At 72.6% G+C, this 15,257-nt stretch carries 12 protein-coding genes and 1 pseudogene; 5 read left to right on the top strand and 8 right to left on the bottom strand.

The features are described from left to right. Window positions 1-93: 93 nt before the first annotated feature. Both WME98_RS46300 and WME98_RS46305 read left to right on the top strand, forming a co-directional pair. Window positions 94-2,808: a tetratricopeptide repeat protein gene (locus tag WME98_RS46300; protein WP_437948013.1), complete on the top strand. Its 2,715-nt coding sequence runs from the start codon at window positions 94-96 to the stop codon at window positions 2,806-2,808. Between the two features lie 126 nt (window positions 2,809-2,934). After that, window positions 2,935-3,834, top strand: a complete 900-nt coding sequence (locus tag WME98_RS46305) for a hypothetical protein (RefSeq protein WP_437948014.1) — start codon at window positions 2,935-2,937, stop codon at window positions 3,832-3,834. A 287-nt stretch (window positions 3,835-4,121) separates the two neighbouring features. On the opposite strand, the gene WME98_RS46310 is transcribed toward WME98_RS46305, so the two are convergent. Continuing rightward, window positions 4,122-4,982: a hypothetical protein gene (locus tag WME98_RS46310; protein ID WP_437948015.1), complete on the bottom strand. Its 861-nt coding sequence runs from the start codon at window positions 4,980-4,982 to the stop codon at window positions 4,122-4,124. Window positions 4,983-5,414: 432 nt separating this feature from the next. Here WME98_RS46310 and WME98_RS46315 point away from each other — a divergent pair, with 432 nt between their 5' ends. Next, complete coding sequence (locus tag WME98_RS46315; protein WP_437948016.1) at window positions 5,415-6,683, top strand: DNRLRE domain-containing protein; 1,269 nt, start codon at window positions 5,415-5,417, stop codon at window positions 6,681-6,683. Here WME98_RS46315 and WME98_RS46320 read toward each other — a convergent pair. From WME98_RS46320 to WME98_RS46350, 7 genes and pseudogenes are all read right to left on the bottom strand, one after another. Next, window positions 6,668-7,690: an ABC transporter permease gene (locus WME98_RS46320; protein WP_437948017.1), complete on the bottom strand. Its 1,023-nt coding sequence runs from the start codon at window positions 7,688-7,690 to the stop codon at window positions 6,668-6,670. The genes WME98_RS46315 and WME98_RS46320 overlap by 16 nt on opposite strands. After that, complete coding sequence (locus WME98_RS46325) at window positions 7,690-8,826, bottom strand: ABC transporter permease (protein WP_437948018.1); 1,137 nt, start codon at window positions 8,824-8,826, stop codon at window positions 7,690-7,692. The genes WME98_RS46320 and WME98_RS46325 overlap by 1 nt, the downstream gene beginning before the upstream one ends. After that, window positions 8,823-9,665 carry an ATP-binding cassette domain-containing protein gene (locus WME98_RS46330; protein WP_437954110.1) on the bottom strand — a complete coding sequence of 281 codons (843 nt, stop codon included), beginning with the start codon at window positions 9,663-9,665 and terminating at the stop codon, window positions 8,823-8,825. The genes WME98_RS46325 and WME98_RS46330 overlap by 4 nt, the downstream gene beginning before the upstream one ends. Window positions 9,666-9,887: 222 nt before the next feature. After that, window positions 9,888-10,319, bottom strand: a pseudogene (locus tag WME98_RS46335) (ATP-binding cassette domain-containing protein); the annotation flags it as partial. An 83-nt stretch (window positions 10,320-10,402) separates the two neighbouring features. Continuing rightward, window positions 10,403-11,695, bottom strand: a complete 1,293-nt coding sequence (locus WME98_RS46340) for a BMP family lipoprotein (RefSeq protein WP_437948019.1) — start codon at window positions 11,693-11,695, stop codon at window positions 10,403-10,405. A 113-nt stretch (window positions 11,696-11,808) separates the two neighbouring features. Then, window positions 11,809-13,035, bottom strand: a complete 1,227-nt coding sequence (locus WME98_RS46345; protein WP_437948020.1) for a vWA domain-containing protein — start codon at window positions 13,033-13,035, stop codon at window positions 11,809-11,811. Window positions 13,036-13,351: 316 nt separating this feature from the next. Next, window positions 13,352-14,326, bottom strand: a complete 975-nt coding sequence (locus tag WME98_RS46350; protein ID WP_437948021.1) for a quinone oxidoreductase family protein — start codon at window positions 14,324-14,326, stop codon at window positions 13,352-13,354. Window positions 14,327-14,597: 271 nt separating this feature from the next. On the opposite strand from WME98_RS46350, the gene WME98_RS46355 reads away from it, so the two are divergent. Next, the gene (locus tag WME98_RS46355; protein ID WP_437948022.1) at window positions 14,598-14,837 is read left to right on the top strand and encodes a type II toxin-antitoxin system Phd/YefM family antitoxin; all 240 of its coding nucleotides are present in this window, start codon (window positions 14,598-14,600) and stop codon (window positions 14,835-14,837) included. Then, on the top strand, window positions 14,834-15,241 hold the full coding sequence (locus WME98_RS46360) for a type II toxin-antitoxin system VapC family toxin (RefSeq protein ID WP_020736246.1): 408 nt from the start codon (window positions 14,834-14,836) through the stop codon (window positions 15,239-15,241). Before WME98_RS46355 ends, WME98_RS46360 begins: the two co-directional genes overlap by 4 nt. Window positions 15,242-15,257: the final 16 nt, after the last annotated feature.

Below are 15,257 nucleotides of genomic sequence, written 5' to 3' on the forward strand. Positions count from 1 at the left end.
CCACGCGTCCTGATCCGTGACGGGTGTCATTCGCTGTCCAGCGCACCGCGACGGCTGTAAGCTCGCCGGAGCAGACTGCAGCCCTGCGCGCGCATGTCGGATCCGGTCCGTCTCTTCATCTCCGCTGTCCCGAAGGACGTCGCGTTACGTGACGAGCTCGACGTCTGCCTGAAGCCCCACGAGCGCGGCGGGCGGATTGACGTCTGGCACGAGGGGCGTGTCGGCGCCGGTGACGCGTCCGCGGCGGAGGCGCGGGCGAGGCTCGAGGCGGCGGACATCGTGGTGCTGCTGGTGAGCCCTGATTTCCTCGCCTCGGATCGCCATCATCACGAGGAGGCAGCGCGCGCGCTCGCCCGGAGCGCCGCGGGCGAGGTGGTGGTCGTGCCGGTGCCTGTCCGGCACTGCGACTGGAGCTGGACGGGGTTCGGCCGGCTCAAACCGCTGCCGGCGGGTGGGCGGCCCGTCAACGCCTGGCCGGATCGGGACGAGCCCTGGAATGAGGTGACGCGCGGCCTGCTGGAGGTCGCCGATCAGGTGGCGCGGCGTCGGGCGGCCGGCGGGGGCCCGAGCCCGCGGGCGGCGGGGCTGCCCGAATTGGGGCGGTGCATCGGCCGGGACGCGGAGGTGGAGGCGCTCGCCGCGGCGGTATCGCGCGATCCTCCGGGGCGCGTGCTCCTCCTCGGCGCGGCGGGGATCGGCAAGAGCACCGTCAGCCGGGCGGTCCTGCACCGGCCCGAGATCGTGGCCCGCTTCGGGGAGCGGCGCTTCTTCGTGGCGCTCGACGCCGCGCCGGACGCGGCATCCGCGGCCGTTGCGCTGGCCGACGCGCTGCGCGTCCCGCCCGGACCGGATCTGCGGCAGCGGGCGCTGTCGTTCCTCGCCGCGGGGCCGGCGGTGCTCGCGCTGGACAACCTGGAGACGCCCTGGGATGGCGGCGACCAGGCCGGGACCGAGGCGCTCCTCGCGGAGCTCGCGGCGATGCCGCAGCTCGGCCTCGTGGCGTCGGTGCGGGGCGCGGGCCGGCCGGGGCGCGTGGCCTGGAGCGCGCCGGTCGAGCTCCGGCCGCTCGGACCGGCCGACGCGGAGGAGATGTTCTGCGCGATCGCGGGCGAGGAGCACCGGGGCGAGCCGGCGCTCGCCGAGCTCCTGTCGCTGCAGGAGGGCGTCCCGCTGGCGATCGAGCTGCTCGCGAGCGCGGCGCAGGGCAACGATCTCGCCAACCTGAGGGCGGAGTGGGAGCTCAGCCGGGCGGCGGTGCTGGAGCGTGGGGGCGGGGCGCGCGATCGGCTCCGGAGCTGGAAGGCCTCGCTGGAGCTGTCGATCGGCTCGCGGCGGATGACCGCGGAAGCGCATCGACTGCTCGCGGTGCTGGCGGTGCTGCCGGACGGGATCGCGCAGCGGGATCTCGCCGCGATTCTACCGGATGCAGGGCCTGCAGCGGCGCGCGCGCTGGCGCAGCTCCGGCTGGCGTACTTCGAGGGCGGGCGGCTGAAGATGCTCTCGCCCGTGCGCGAGTACGTGAGCGCAGCGTATCCGCCGGCTGCCGAGGATCTCGGGCGGGTGATGGAGCACTACGGTGAGCTCGCGCGGACGCTCGGGCCGCTGCCGGGGAGGCCTGGCGGCACCGAGGCGGCCGCGCGGCTCGCGCCGGAGACGGCTAACCTGGATGCGATGATCCGGCGGGGGCTCGCGGAGGCCGGCGCGGCGCGATGGATCGACGCCGCGGCGGCGTTGACCCGTTTCGCGCGGTTCTCGGGTCATGCAGCGCCGTTCCCTCTCGGTCGGGCGCTGGAAGTGGCGCGGCGCGCCGGGGACACGCGGCGAGAGGCGCTGTGTGCCGAGAGCCTTGGAGACATCGCGCTGGTGCGTTCGCAGCATGCCGAGGCCACAGCGCGCTACGAGCAAGCGCTGCCGCTCTACCAGAAGGTCGGGGATGTGCTCGGCGAGACCAACTGCATCCGGCGCCTCGGAGACATCGCGCTGGAGCGTTCGCAGCACGCCGAGGCCACAGCGCGCTACGAGCAAGCGCTGCTGCTCTACCAGAAGGTCGGGGATGTGCTCGGTGAGGCCAACTGCATCAAGAGCCTCGGAGACATCGCGCTGAAATGTTCGCAGCACGCCGAGGCCACAGCGCGCTACGAGCAAGCGCTGCCGCTCTACCAGAAGGTCGGGGATGTGCTCGGCGAGGCCAACTGCATCCAGAGCCTCGGAGACATCGCGCTGAGATGTTCGCAGCACGCCGAGGCCACAGCGCGCTACGAGCAAGCGCTGCTGCTCTACCAGAAGGTGGGGGCTGTGCTCGGTGAGGCCAACTGCATCCGGCGCCTCGGAGACATCGCGCTGGAGCGTTCGCAGCACGCCGAGGCCACAGCGCGCTACGAGCAGGCGCTGCCGCTCTACCAGAAGGTAGGGTCTGTGCGTGGCGAGGCCAGCTGCATCCGACGCCTCGGAGACATCGCGCTGGAACGTTCGCAGCACGCCGAGGCCACAGCGCGCTACGAGCAAGCGTTGCCGCTCTACCAGAAGGTCGGGGATGTGCTCGGCGAGGCCAACAGCATCAAGAGCCTCGGGGACATCGCGCGAGCCCACGGCGATGCCGGCGCTGCCGGTGCTCTCTACCAGGAAGCCCTCGCGCTGTACCAGCGCATCCCGGAGCCTGACTCGATCGGCCATACCCATTACTATCTCGCCGCCATCGCGCCCGATTTCACGACCCAGCGCCGGCACGTCGAGGCCGCGCGCGCCGCTTGGCGCAGCATCGATCGGATGGACCTGATCGCCCGCCTGGACCAGGACTTCGGCGCCTGACCCGCGTGACACCACCCCGTCCGGTCTAGGGCGCGCGCCGCCGACTCCTCGCTTGGGAAGATGTCGGCAATCCGCCAGCGGAGCGGATTGTTGGCCCGCCGCCGAACGAGCTTGTACGGGGCCCGCATGGGCACGACTCGGACGGCCTGGCACGTGTTGCTCGCTGCGCTCCTCAGCCAGCGCGGGTCGCGCAGCTTCGAGGTACGCGTCGAGGTGCCGCTCTCGACCGAGCCGCTCCGGGCGGACTACCTGCTGCTCCGGAAGAACGCGGCGCCCGACTCGAGCGAGCCGGCCGGCACGTTGAGGAAGCTCTGGGCTCTCCTGTCCAAGGACGCGATCGTCGAGTTCAAGAGCATCGGCCGGCCGTATCGCCGCCGTAACCTCGATCGGCTGTTCAGCTACCTGCACCTGTACTGCGCCGATAATCTGGAACGGATCGAGCAGCGGAGCGATCTGTGTGGGGTACTGCTCGTCCCGACGCGCACGAGGTCGCTCGATACGGATGTGGCGGACCTGGGTCTGGGGTGGGACGATCTCGGCGACGGCTACTGGCGGCTCCGGGGCGGAGCCTTCGCGCTGGTGGTCGTGGAGATCGAGGCGGTGGCGGCGGCGGAGAACGACGATCTGCTACGATTGTTCGGTCACGACGAGGCCCCGACGCTCGCGGCCCGCCGGTGGCTGGCGCAGCAGGTTGGAGCCGAGGAGATCGCGATGGCCATGCACGACTTGGAGGGCTTCGACGAGGTCGTCCGGAAGCTGCTTTCGACCCTCCCGCCCGAGCAGGTGCTCTCGGCGTTCCCCCCCGAGCAACGGGTGGCGGGCCTGCCGCCCGAGCAGGTGCTCTCGGCGTTCCCCCCCGAGCAACGGGTGGCGGGCCTGCCGCCCGAGCAGCGGGTGGCCGGGCTGCCGCCCGAGCAGGTGCTCCTTGCATTGCCCGACGACGTGCTCCGAGCGCTCTCCGATTCCTACCTGGACACGCTCTCGGCGGAAACGAGGGCCGCCATCCGCGCGCGCGTCGGGCGGTAGCGCGCGCCCATCGGTCGCCCGGTCCGGATCACGCCAGACCCGACCCGCAGGTCCCGCCCGCCCGGTCCGGACCCCCTGCAGCCGACCCGCAGGTCGCGCCCCCCTTGGTCCGTACCACCCCGCAGCCGACTCACAGGTCGCGCTCGCCCGGTCCGGACCACCGCGCAGCCGACCCGCAGGTCGCGCCCACCCGGTCCAGACGCCCCCGCAGCCGACCCACAGGTCGCGTCCGCCCGCTCCGAACCACCCGCAGCCGACCCGCAGGTCGCGCCCGCCCCGCCTTGACCCTAAAGCCCCCCGGCCTCCCCGCCGGCATCCGCCGGGCTCGCCTCCGCCAGCCCCGGCTGCGCCGCCCCCGGCTCCCCGCTCGGCTCCGCCCCCGGCGCCTCGGCCGGCGTCTCCGCCGCCTTCCCCCGCGCCGCCGCAGGGCGCCAGTTCTCGATCGGCGCGAGCAGCTGCTGCGCGATCTCCGTCTTCCTCGGATCCCGCTTGCTGACCATCCCGGACACGCGGACCACGTACGTCCGCAGCGCGTCCACGAGCTCGTCCAGGGCCGCGCGCACGTTCGTCACCTCGACCTCGGGGCCCTCCGCGGGCGACGTGATCCCCAGCGCCGCGCCGTACGCCTCGTGCGCCTCGTAGAGCCGCTCGAGGATCTTCCCCGCGCCGAGCCGCTTCAGCTGCCCCTCGAGCTCGTTGTCCTTGATCATCAGGATGCGCGTATTGCTCTCGGCCCACTCGAGCCTGTACGCGATCTGCGTGAACTTGAGCCCTCTCGGAAACAACGCGGCGCGCAGCGACGACGCCGACTCGGCCTCCGGCAGCCCGGGGATCTTCGACCAGCCGCCCAACACGTCGTAGAGACCGCTCCAGATGGCGTCCACCGTGATATCGGCCGCCTTCGCGCGCGCCGTGTCCTCGGTCGGCTGGGAAGGTAGGCGCGTCGCGACCGCCTGGTTCAAGGTCGCGAGCGCCGACGTCAGGTCCTCGTGCGCCTCCACCACCCCCTCAGGGACCTTCCGGGCCGCACCCCTGTCGCCCAGCACAGCCTTCGCGGCGGTCAACACCTCGGTGCCCAGCGCCTGGGCGGACGGCGCGTCCAGCTTCGGCAGCTGGACCAGATCAACGGCGGTGAACGTTCGCCTCATGCCTGCCTCTTCTCCTGGTCATCTTCTGGCTATCTCCTGACCATCTGTGGGCGAACGTAAGCGCTCCCCCGTTCGTCACCGTATATCCCGACCACCTACCCCTCGCCAGCGAGCCCACCCGTCGGAGCCATGCTCCGCAAGAAACCGTCAATGCCCCCGGAGCCCTGAACGCGCGCCACGCCCGCGCCGCGTTCACACCACGTTCAGCGGATCGCGATATCACCGCCAATCCGCGACGCAGCCGACGTAGCCGCCGCAACCGCCGTGGCCGCCGTAGCCGCCACGACCGACGTAGCCGCCACAACCGACCCGGCACCACCCCGGCACCGCCAGACCCGTTCGCGCCCCCCGCGCCCGACGCGTGAACACGCTCGACCAAAAAGTCAGCAATGAGCGTTGTATAGCGTGCAAAGGAGGAATATAAGGTGGATCATGCGATACATCCGTACAAGCGCCGCGCGCGCTTGCCTCTCCCTCCTCGTGCTCGCTGCGCTCCCCGGGACGGCGTTCGGGGCGACGACCGCGATCACGTTCGTCATCAACCACGCCGATTGCGGCAACGCCGAGTTCTCGCTGTACCTGAACGGGGTCCTCCTCGACACGGTCCCGAGCGAGAACGGGTGCGAATGCCGCACGGAGACGCTCCAGAGGGCGTTCACCGAACCCGAGGTGCTGGCCCTCTACGACCCGAACACCTGTAACGATGTCCGGGTCGATATCGACAAAGGCCAGGGCCTGCTCCTCGGCTTCGCGCGCATTCACGTCGATTCCACCGAAGGCACGTCGCACATATGCCTGTACGACGCGGAGCGCGGCCCGAACCCGTGCGCAGATCGCGACGTCTGCGACGGCTACGGCGTCGGGCTGACGTCGCTCGGGAGCCAGGACGGGGACGGTATCGCGCCAGGCCTGGGCAGGGGCTGCGACAACTGCCCCGTCACGCACAACCCTGATCAGGCCGACGAGGACGCCGACGGGATCGGCGACGCCTGCGACCCCTGTCCGCGCGGCGACGGCGACCGCGACGCCGTCTGCGACGCGGCCGACAACTGCGCCTCCGCCGCCAACCCGAGCCAGACCGACAGCGACGCCGACGGGATCGGCGACGCCTGCGACAACTGTCCCTCCGCCGCCAATCCAGACCAGGCCGACAGCGACGGCGACGGACACGGGGACGCGTGCGCACACGCCTGCGTCACCCTCCAGCGAGGCACCTTCGGCGAGGTCGCGGACGCCGATATCTGGGAAGCGTTCCCCAACTACAGCGACGGCCGCGTCCCCTACAACGCCTCGGGCAACGCCCACGGCTTCCGCAAGCAAGCGCTCTACCGGTTCGGGCTCGACAGCATCCCCGCCGGCGCCACCGTCACGTCGGCCGACTTCGGCGTGGCCGCCTACGGCTCAGGCGACGAGACCGTCCGCATCCACCGCATCACCGCGCCCTGGCGCGAGGACGCCGTCACCTGGAACAACTTCGCCGCGAGCTACGACGCGGACGTCGAGGCCGAGCTCACCTGGATCGGACCCTACGATATGAGCGCCGACCTGACCGGCCTCGTCCAGGCGTGGGTCGACGGCACGGCGCCGAACCACGGCTTCCTCGTCGAGGAGGATCCGACCGGGCGCACGTCGTACCGCTCGAGCGACCACCCCCTCCAGGAGGACCGCCCCTGGCTCGAGATCTGCTATTCCGCGCCCTGATCCGCGCCGCGCGGCCTCTCCTCCGCGCCGTCCTCCGCGGGGTAGGGCCTGCCGAGCGCGGCGGGGGGCGTCGCGTCGAACGCGCGCAGGAGCGGGCGGCGCGCCGCGTCGGGCAAGAGCGCGCCGAGGCGCGAGAGGAGCCCGCTCGAGGTGAGCCCCAGGACCACGATCATCAGCGCGAACGGCGCCACGCTGAAGACCTGCGTCGGCACCGAAGGCAGCGCGCTCTGGCCGAGGCTCGCCATCGACGAGAGCACGCCGAACAGGCACGCGCCGAGCGCCGCCCGCACCGGATGAAAGCCGCCGAAGATGACGATCGCCAGCGCGATCCAGCCGTAGCCGGCCGTGTGGCGGTGGCTCCAGCCCGCCTTGAAGTCGAGCGAGTACGCCGCGCCGCCGATCCCCACGAGCGCCCCGCCGACGAGCGTCGCCAGGGCGCGCACCCAGGCCACGCGCGCACCGCGGGCGTGCGCCGCCGCGGGCTGCTCGCCCACGGCCCGGACCAAGAGCCCCGCGCGCGTGCGGTACAGGAACACCCAGGCGCACGCGACGAGCAGGTAGCTCGCGTACACCACCGGATCGCTCCGGAAGAACAGCGGGCCGAGGATCGGCACGTCCCCGAGCACCGGGATCGAGAGCGCCGGGACCGTCGGCCCTGGCACCCGCACGAACGGGCCGCCGAGCACCGACGAGAGATCCGCGCAGAGCATCGCCAGCACGAAGCCGATCGCGATCTGCGAGCGGCGCAGGAAGATCCCGCCGATCGCGACGACGAGCGCGACGAGCGCGCCGGTCGCGGCCGCGGCGGCGAAGCCGGCGAGGACGCTCCCGGTCGACAGCGCGGCCGCGAAGCCCACCATCGCCGAGAGCATCATCGAGCCCTCCGCCGAGAGGTTGATGACCCCGGCCCGCTCGGCGATCGTCTCGCCGACCGCCGCGTACACGAGCGGCGTCGAGGCCGCGAGCGCGGTCGCGAGGAGCGAGAGGAGCTCGCCGCCGTCGTCCATCAGGCCCCCTCCGGCCGGCCGCCGCCGCGCGCCCCGCGCGCGCTCCAGGGCGACAGCAGCGCGAAGAGGACGAGCGCGCCCTGGAGCACGCCCGCGAGCGAGGACTCCAGGCCGAGCGTCATCGGGAGCTTGAGGCTGCCGACGTTGAGCGCGCTGAAGAACAGGGCGATCGGCGCGACGAGCGCCGCGCGCCGGCCCGCGAGCAGCACCACGAGCAGCGCGAGGAAGCCGAGGTTGCTCGAGACGTTCGGGAGGAGCCGGTGGAACGTGCCGAGCACCTGCAGCGCGCCGGCGACGCCGGCGAGCGCGCCCGAGATCGCGAACGCGGCGAGCATCTCCCGCGCCGCCGGGACGCCGAGCACCGCCGCGGCCTCGGGGCTCAGCCCCACCGCGCGCAGCCGGAGCCCGAAGTGGGTCCGCCCGAGCACCACCGCCGCGCCGACGAGCGCGAGCGCCGCGAGCAGGAGCGCGGTCGGGCTCAGGTCGGTGCCGCCCAGCGTGGATAGCCAGAGCGCGCCGTCGAGCGGCTCGGTGCCGGCCATCGACGCGACGCCAGGCCGCTTCCACGGCCCGAAGACGAGGTAGAGGACCGCCCCCTGGGCGACGAAGTTCATGCCGAGGCCGGCGAAGATCTCGCTCACCCGGGCGCGCGTGTGCAGCGCGCCCGTGAGCGCGCCCCAGAGGACCCCGCCGAGCGCCCCGGCGGCGATCGCGAGCGCGACGACGAGCCCGGCGGGGAGGCCCGGCCAGAGCGCGCGCGCGGCGCCGGTGGCGCAGACGGCGCCGATGACGAGCTGCCCCTCGACCCCGAGGTGGTACAGGCCGGCGCGGAACGTGAACAGGAGGCCGCTGCCGCAGAGGAGCAGCGGCACCAGCGTGACGAACACCCGCGCGGCCTGATCCGCCGTGCCGAACGCGCCGTCCCACAGGCCCGCGGCCACCGCCGCCGGCGAGGCGCCCAGGAGCGCGCAAAGCCCCGCGACGAGCGCGAGCGAGAGGGCGAGCGGCGCGAGCGGCGAAAGGCGGGCGGCGACCTCGCGCGGCCACGCCGGCCGCGCGCCGGTGCGGGATCCGCCGGGCGGCCCGGGGCTCATGGCGGGCGGCTCGGGGCCGATGGCGGGCGGCCCGGGGCTCATGGCCCAACCCCCGCGGGCGCGGCCGGCGCGGGCTCGTCGAGCTCGCCGCCGATCATCCGGCCGAGCCGGTCCAGGGTGAGGTCGGCCGCGTCGACGGGCCGCGAGACGCGCCCGCCGCTGAACACGAGGATCCGGTCGCTGTAGCGCATGAGCTCGTCGAGCTCGGACGACGCGAACACGAGCGCCGTCCCGGCCCGGCACCGCGCGAGGAGCTGCTCCCAGACCCACCGCGCCGACGCGAGGTCGAGCCCGCGGGTCGGCTGCTCCAGGAGCAGCAGCGCGAGGCCCTCGGGGAGCAGCGCGAGCTGGGTGCGCTGCTGGTTGCCGCCGGAGAGCGCCTCGACGCGGGTCTCGGGCCGACCGCGGATCCGGAACGCCTCGATGAGCCGCTCGGCGGCGCGGCGGATGTCCCGCGGGCGGAGGAACACCCCCGGCCGGGGCGCGCGCAGCGCGACGTGCTCCTCGAGGGAGAGGCCCGCGATGAGGCCCTCCCGCCGGCGATCCGCGGGCAGGTAGCCCACGCCGGCGCGCAGGAAGGCCGGGTAGGGGCGGCCGGTCAGGTCGGCCCCGCCGATCGCGACGCGGCCCTGCCGCACCCGGAGCAGCCCGGCGCAGGCGCGCAGCAGGAGGCGCTGGCCGCTCCCCTCGAGGCCCGCGAGCCCGAGCACCTCGCCGCGGCGCACGGCGATGCGGGGGAAGCGCAGGTCGAGGCGGTGATCGCCGACGCCGACGCCGTCGAGGGCGAGCGCGACCCCGTCGCCGGCCGTCGGGAGCCGCTCCGGGGGCGCGAGCGCCTCGCCGAACATCAGCGCGACGAGGCGCTCGGCGCCGGCCGGCATCTCCGCCTCGCCGGCCACCTTGCCCTGCCGCAGCACGGTCACGCGGTCGCAGAGCGCCTCGACGTCGGAGAGCTTGTGCGAGACGAGCACGATCGCCTTGCCGTCCTGCTTGAGCCGCCGCAGCGCCGAGAAGAGGGCGTCCTGCTGCGCGCCGGAGATCCCCGTCGTCGGCTCGTCCAGGAGGAGCGCGCGGACGCCCAGCGAGAGGAGCCGCAGGAGCTCGAGCTGCTGGCGCTCCCCGAGGGTGAGCCGCCCGACCTGCTCGTCCGGATCGACGGAGAAGCCGAACCGCGCCGCGAGCGCGAGCAGCTCCTCGCGCGCCGCGCGGCGGGGGAGGAAGACGCCCGCGGCGCGGCGCGAGGGCGGCGCGGGGGAGGGCGCGCCGCTCTCGTGCCGCGCCGCGGCAGCGGGGCGGGCGACGAGGAAGCTCTCCAGGACGGTGAGGGGAGGGAAGTCGAGCGGCTCCTGGTGGAGCACGCCGACGCCGGCGGCGAGGGCGTCGGCCGGGCTGGCGAGCGCCACCGGACGGCCGTCGAAGAGGAGGCGGCCGGCGTCCGGGCGGAGGAGCCCGCCGAGGATGCGGAGCAGCGTGCTCTTGCCGGCGCCGTTCTCGCCGAGCAGGCCGTGGACGGCGCCCGCATGGATCGTCAGCGACACGTCGTCGTTGGCCCTGACCGGGCCGAACCGCTTGGCGACGCGCTCGATCTCGATCCGCATGGAGCACCGCCCCGCGGCGGCTACTTGCTCGGCCCGGTGATCCCCTGGACCAGCTGCGGCAGATACCAGATCTGCTGGGGCGTCGCGGCCTCGCCGTCCTTCAGGAAGTCGGTGCCGTCCTGGAACTTGAGCGGCCCCTTCCAGAGGTCGAGCCCGTTGGCGAGCGTCAGGACGAACGCGCCGAGCTGCGCCTTGCGCTCGCCCAGCGCGTCGCCCGGCAGGAAGCCGACGACCGAGGCGTCGCCGTTGAGGTCGCGGAAGTCCGGCCCTTCCCAGACGAACTCGCTCGTGTACTTGCCCGCGCGCGCCTTCTCGATGGCGTCGCGGTAGAGCGGCGCCCAGTTGTAGTAGGCGACGCCGAGGCAGATGTCCGGCGCCAGGTCGCAGCCGGCCTTGTGGTCGTAATGGACGTACTTGACCTTCTTGCCCGCGCCGCTCGCCTTCTTGGCCTGCAGCGCGGCCTCGGGCGTGTCGAGCCCGGTGAGGAGCACGTCGAAGCCGCTGCTGTAGAAGTCGTCGGCCACCTTGGTGGGGTCGAGGGTGACGCCCGGGATGTTGAACCAGAAGCCGATCCACGTGACCTTGAAGGTGAGCTCCTCCGGCTTCTTCTTCTGGTACTTCTCCCAGCAGTAGCGCGCGCCGAGGTACGCCGCCGTGACGAGCCGGCGGGTCTCGTCGTTCACGAGCGGGCCGAGATACCCGATCTTGCCGGTCTCGGTGCCGAGCGCGGCGGCGCACCCGGAGATGTGCTTGGCGGTCTCGATGCGGCCCATGATGTTGCCCAGGTTGGGCTGGGGCTTGTAGTTCTTGCCGTCCTTCCAGGCGTAATCGCCGGAGACGTGGAGGACGGTGACCTGCGGGTGCTTGCGCGCGGTCTCGAGGGCGTCGTCCTTGTAATCGTCGGAGTTGTAGACGACGAGCTTGGCGCCGCGGGAGATGAGGTCGTCCGCGACCTGGGAGCCCTTCACGTTGGGGCGATCGGCCGGGTTCACCTTGTCGACGTACTCGAAGCTGACATCCGGCATCTTGCCGAGGACCGACCGGAGGCCGTCGTAATGGGCCTGGTTCCACCCCTTGTCGTTGTAAGGGCCGACCAGGATCATGCCCACCTTGTATTGGGCGGTCGGCGCGGCGGCCGACGCGCTCGCCTCGGCCGCGGTCGGCGCGGCGGTCTTCTCCGCGGGCGGGCTCGTGCTCGTCGACGAGCTCTTGCACGCGCCGGCGAGCAGCGACAGCGCGACGGCGAGGGCGGAGCAGGCGGAGGCGCGGGGAGCCGCGAATGCCGCGGGCGACTTCGGCGTGCGGGGGATCACCCGATCCATCGTGGGCGGGATTGCCGCAGGGTGTCAAGGACCTGCGGCGGTGTCGGCGGGCCGCGCCGCCGGGGCGCGGCGCGCGGGGCGGAGGGGCCGTCGCTGGCGGCGGATCACCGGGGGATCGTGATCACGTCCTCGCAGGTGAAGTCGACCCCGAGGGCCGCGCGCGGGTCCGCCTGGATCGTGGCGCACGTGCTGTCGCAGAGCACGATCTGCGACGGGTTCTCGGGGCTGTCGTAGCGCCACGCGTTCGCGGCCGCGCACTCCTGGTCGTACGCGAGCGCGGTCGGGGCGCCGTCGCCGCTCGTGTACGTCACGCGGACCTTCTGCGCGTCGAAGGTCCTCCCGTCGGGCGCGGGCGGGATGTCGACCGTGCAGGAGACCGCCGCGCCGCGGATCGCGTCGATGGCGGCCTTGAAGGCGGCCGAGGTCGCCGCGGGGTTGCCGGTGTCGATGATGTAGGCGTGCTCGGTGCCGCCCGCGACGGCGACCTCGTCCATGTCCGCGACGGTCTTCGGCGCGCCCTCGATGGGCGGGTTTTCGACCCCGATGACGTACGTGGAGATGCCGTTCGAGAGCGCGCTCGAGGCCTCGTCCGCCACGAGCGAGATCTTGTTGTACCGCGAACCGCAACCTTGCGGATACCCGTCCGTGACGAGGACGATCGCGTATTTCCCGGGCGTGGCCTCCCGCTGCGCCTCGACGTACGAGATCGTCCCTTGCATCACGAACAGCGTGGGCGTGCCGCCGCGCCAGTCGTTGGCGGTCGCGGGTGTGACGGCGTCGATCGCCGCGGCGAAGGCGGGCGAGGGCAGCGGCGTCATCGGCACCTCCGGCGTCGTGTAGGTGTCCGCGTCGCACTTCGTGTCGGTGTCGCCCTCGCTCGGGAAGAACCGGAGCGAGGCGTTGAGCCCCTCGGACAGGGGGTCGGAGAAGAACTGCTTCGTCGCCGCGACGACGGGATCCCATTTGAGCGACTTGTCGTGCCAGGGGTCGTCGCCCATGCCCATGCTGCCGGACACGTCGAACGCGAAGGCCAGGTAGACGGGCTCGAGATCGGCCTCGGCGGTCTGGGTGGCGCACGCTCCGCCCTCGCCCGAGGAGCCGCCGCTGCCCGGGCCGCCCGGCCCGAGATCGCCGCCGAACCCCGGCAAGCCTCCTTCGCCCGCGCCCCCGTCGCCCGCGCCCCCTTCGCCCCGGCCGCCGCTCGTCGTCGCGCTGCCAGTCCCGGGGCCGGACTGCGAGCTCCCGCCGCTGTCCCCGGCGCCATTGCTCCCACATGCGACACCGATCGCACCCACTGTCAGCAACACAATGGTCTTCGTGGGCAATTTCATGAGCTGGATCCTCCATGAGCGCGGTCCGGGCGCAGGTTGATGCGCGGAGCCGTCGATGGTGCGTGACACATTCAAGGCAAACGCGGCCGCGAAGCTCGCTTCGAGATCCCGCGGTCCATACAGCATAGCTGACGGAGCTACCTGCCGGCCGGCGTCCGACCGCGAAATGATGCTTCACGGCATTGCGGCGCGGCAATGGGACCACCGCGGCACCGCATTCCTTGGATTGTGGTCGCGTGTCTCACGCCGGCCGTCGCGCGGCGCCGGGGTGCGGAGGTGAGGGCCCGGAGCGCCGCGTTCGCGCGGCGCTGCCGGCTCAATGCACCTGGAGGGCGAGCTTGCCGAGGTGGTGACGGCCGAGGGCGAGGTGGGCTTCGGCGGCCTGGGCCAGGGGGAATCGGCCCGCGATCTCGATGTGGAAGGGGCCGGACGCGACAAGGCGGTTCAGCCGTTCGATGATGTCGGCGTCGGGCTCGCCGTTGTAGCTGGCAAGCTGGACGGCCGGGCGGGCCTCCGGCGCGGGCTGGACGCCGTTCGGGTAGGCGGCGCGCCCGCCGTCGCGCACTGCGAGCAGCGCTCGCTGAGCGGCGTCGCCGCCGGCGGCGAGCAGGGCGGCATCGAGCCCGTCGGGCGCGAACGCGCGGGCGGCGGCCAGCACATCGCCCTTGCGCCCGTCGACGGCGGCGTCGGCGCCCAGCCGCTCGACCAGCGCCACGCCGTCGTCGCCCGAGGCCGCCGCGAGCACCCGGGCGCCCAGGCGCTTGGCGAGCTGGACGGCCGTGTGCCCGACGCCGCCGCTGGCGCCGAGGATCACCACCGATTCGCCCTGCTTGAGATGAAGCGTGTCGTCCAGCCCGCGCAACGCGGTGGTGGCGACGCCGCCCATCACGGCCGCTTGCTCGAGCGTGAGCGCGCCGGGGATCGCGGAGACGAGATCGGCGCGCACGGCGGCGTACTCTGCATAGAAGCCGCCCTTGGGGTTAAGGAAGCCGAGCGCGTAGACCCGGTCGCCCGCGCGGAGGCGGCGGACGTGCTCGCCCACCGCGACGATGGTGCCCGCGCCCTCGGAGCCGAGCACGTACGGGAACCGGGGCGGCTGCCCGAGCATCTCGGCGTAGCCGCCTTCGCGCTCGAAAGGGTCCCATTCGCCGACGCCCGCGACCTCGACGCGAATGAGGACCTCGTCCGGGCCGAGGGTAGGGACGGGGACCGTTCGAAGGGCGAGCGTCTCGGGACCGCCGAACCGGTCGATCGCGATTGCCCGCATCGTGCTGGGTGTCGACTGTTCCATGGGTGACCTCCTGGAAGGTGAGCGGCGGGCCGTCGGGCGATGTGGCGATCACGCCGGCCGACGGCCGGCGAGGCGACCTCGGCGGGCAGGCGTGGCCTTGCGACCAGAACATCCTCGACGGCGCGCATGAGGCAGGAACCTTACTGCGGGCGTGGGCGCGTCGCGAGCGCGTCGCGCCCGGCCGGAGGTCGTTCTGTTGCGTGGATGTGGTACACTTGGCGAGCCGTTGCCCACCAGCCGAGGACGCGCGCCTGCCCAGGATGAGATCGCGATGACGACGATCAGCATCGAGGAGATCCAACAAGATTTGCGCGGGTACCTGCGCCGCGTCGCCGCGGGAGAGACCCTGGTTGTCATCGAGTCGAACCAGCCGGTGGCCGAGATCAGGCCGGTCGCCACACCGGCGCGCGGTTCTCGCCCCTTCGGCCTTTGCGCTGGCGAGTTCGCCGTTCCCGACGACTTCGATGCTCCGCTGCCCGAGGATCTGCTCGATTCGTTCGAGGGAAGATGAAGATCCTCCTGGATACTCACGTATTTCTCTGGTTCATCACCGGCGATGCTCGCCTGTCCGAGGCAATGCGTCACGGCATCCGTGAACCAGAGAACGAGGCGTACCTCAGCGTCGTATCCGTCTGGGAGACGATGGTGAAACATCAGCTCGGCAAGCTGCCGCTGCCGGCGCCACCGGAGAGCTACATCCCAGCACAGCGCGAGCGGCACCGCATCGAGAGCCTCGCGGTCGATGAAGCGAGCGTGGCCTGCCTCGCCAGGCTACCCCCGCTGCACCGTGATCCCTTCGATCGGATGCTGATCTGTCAGGCGATACGCCACGATCTCGTGCTGGCGACCGCGGACGCCGCCATGCGTGGTTATACCATCGACGTTCCGGGAACGCCCTGGCAGCGGCCGCGTTGACCCGTCGCCGCTCACC

This window comes from Sorangium sp. So ce296 (assembly GCF_051529605.1).
Lineage (GTDB): Bacteria > Myxococcota_A > Polyangia > Polyangiales > Polyangiaceae > Sorangium > Sorangium cellulosum_D.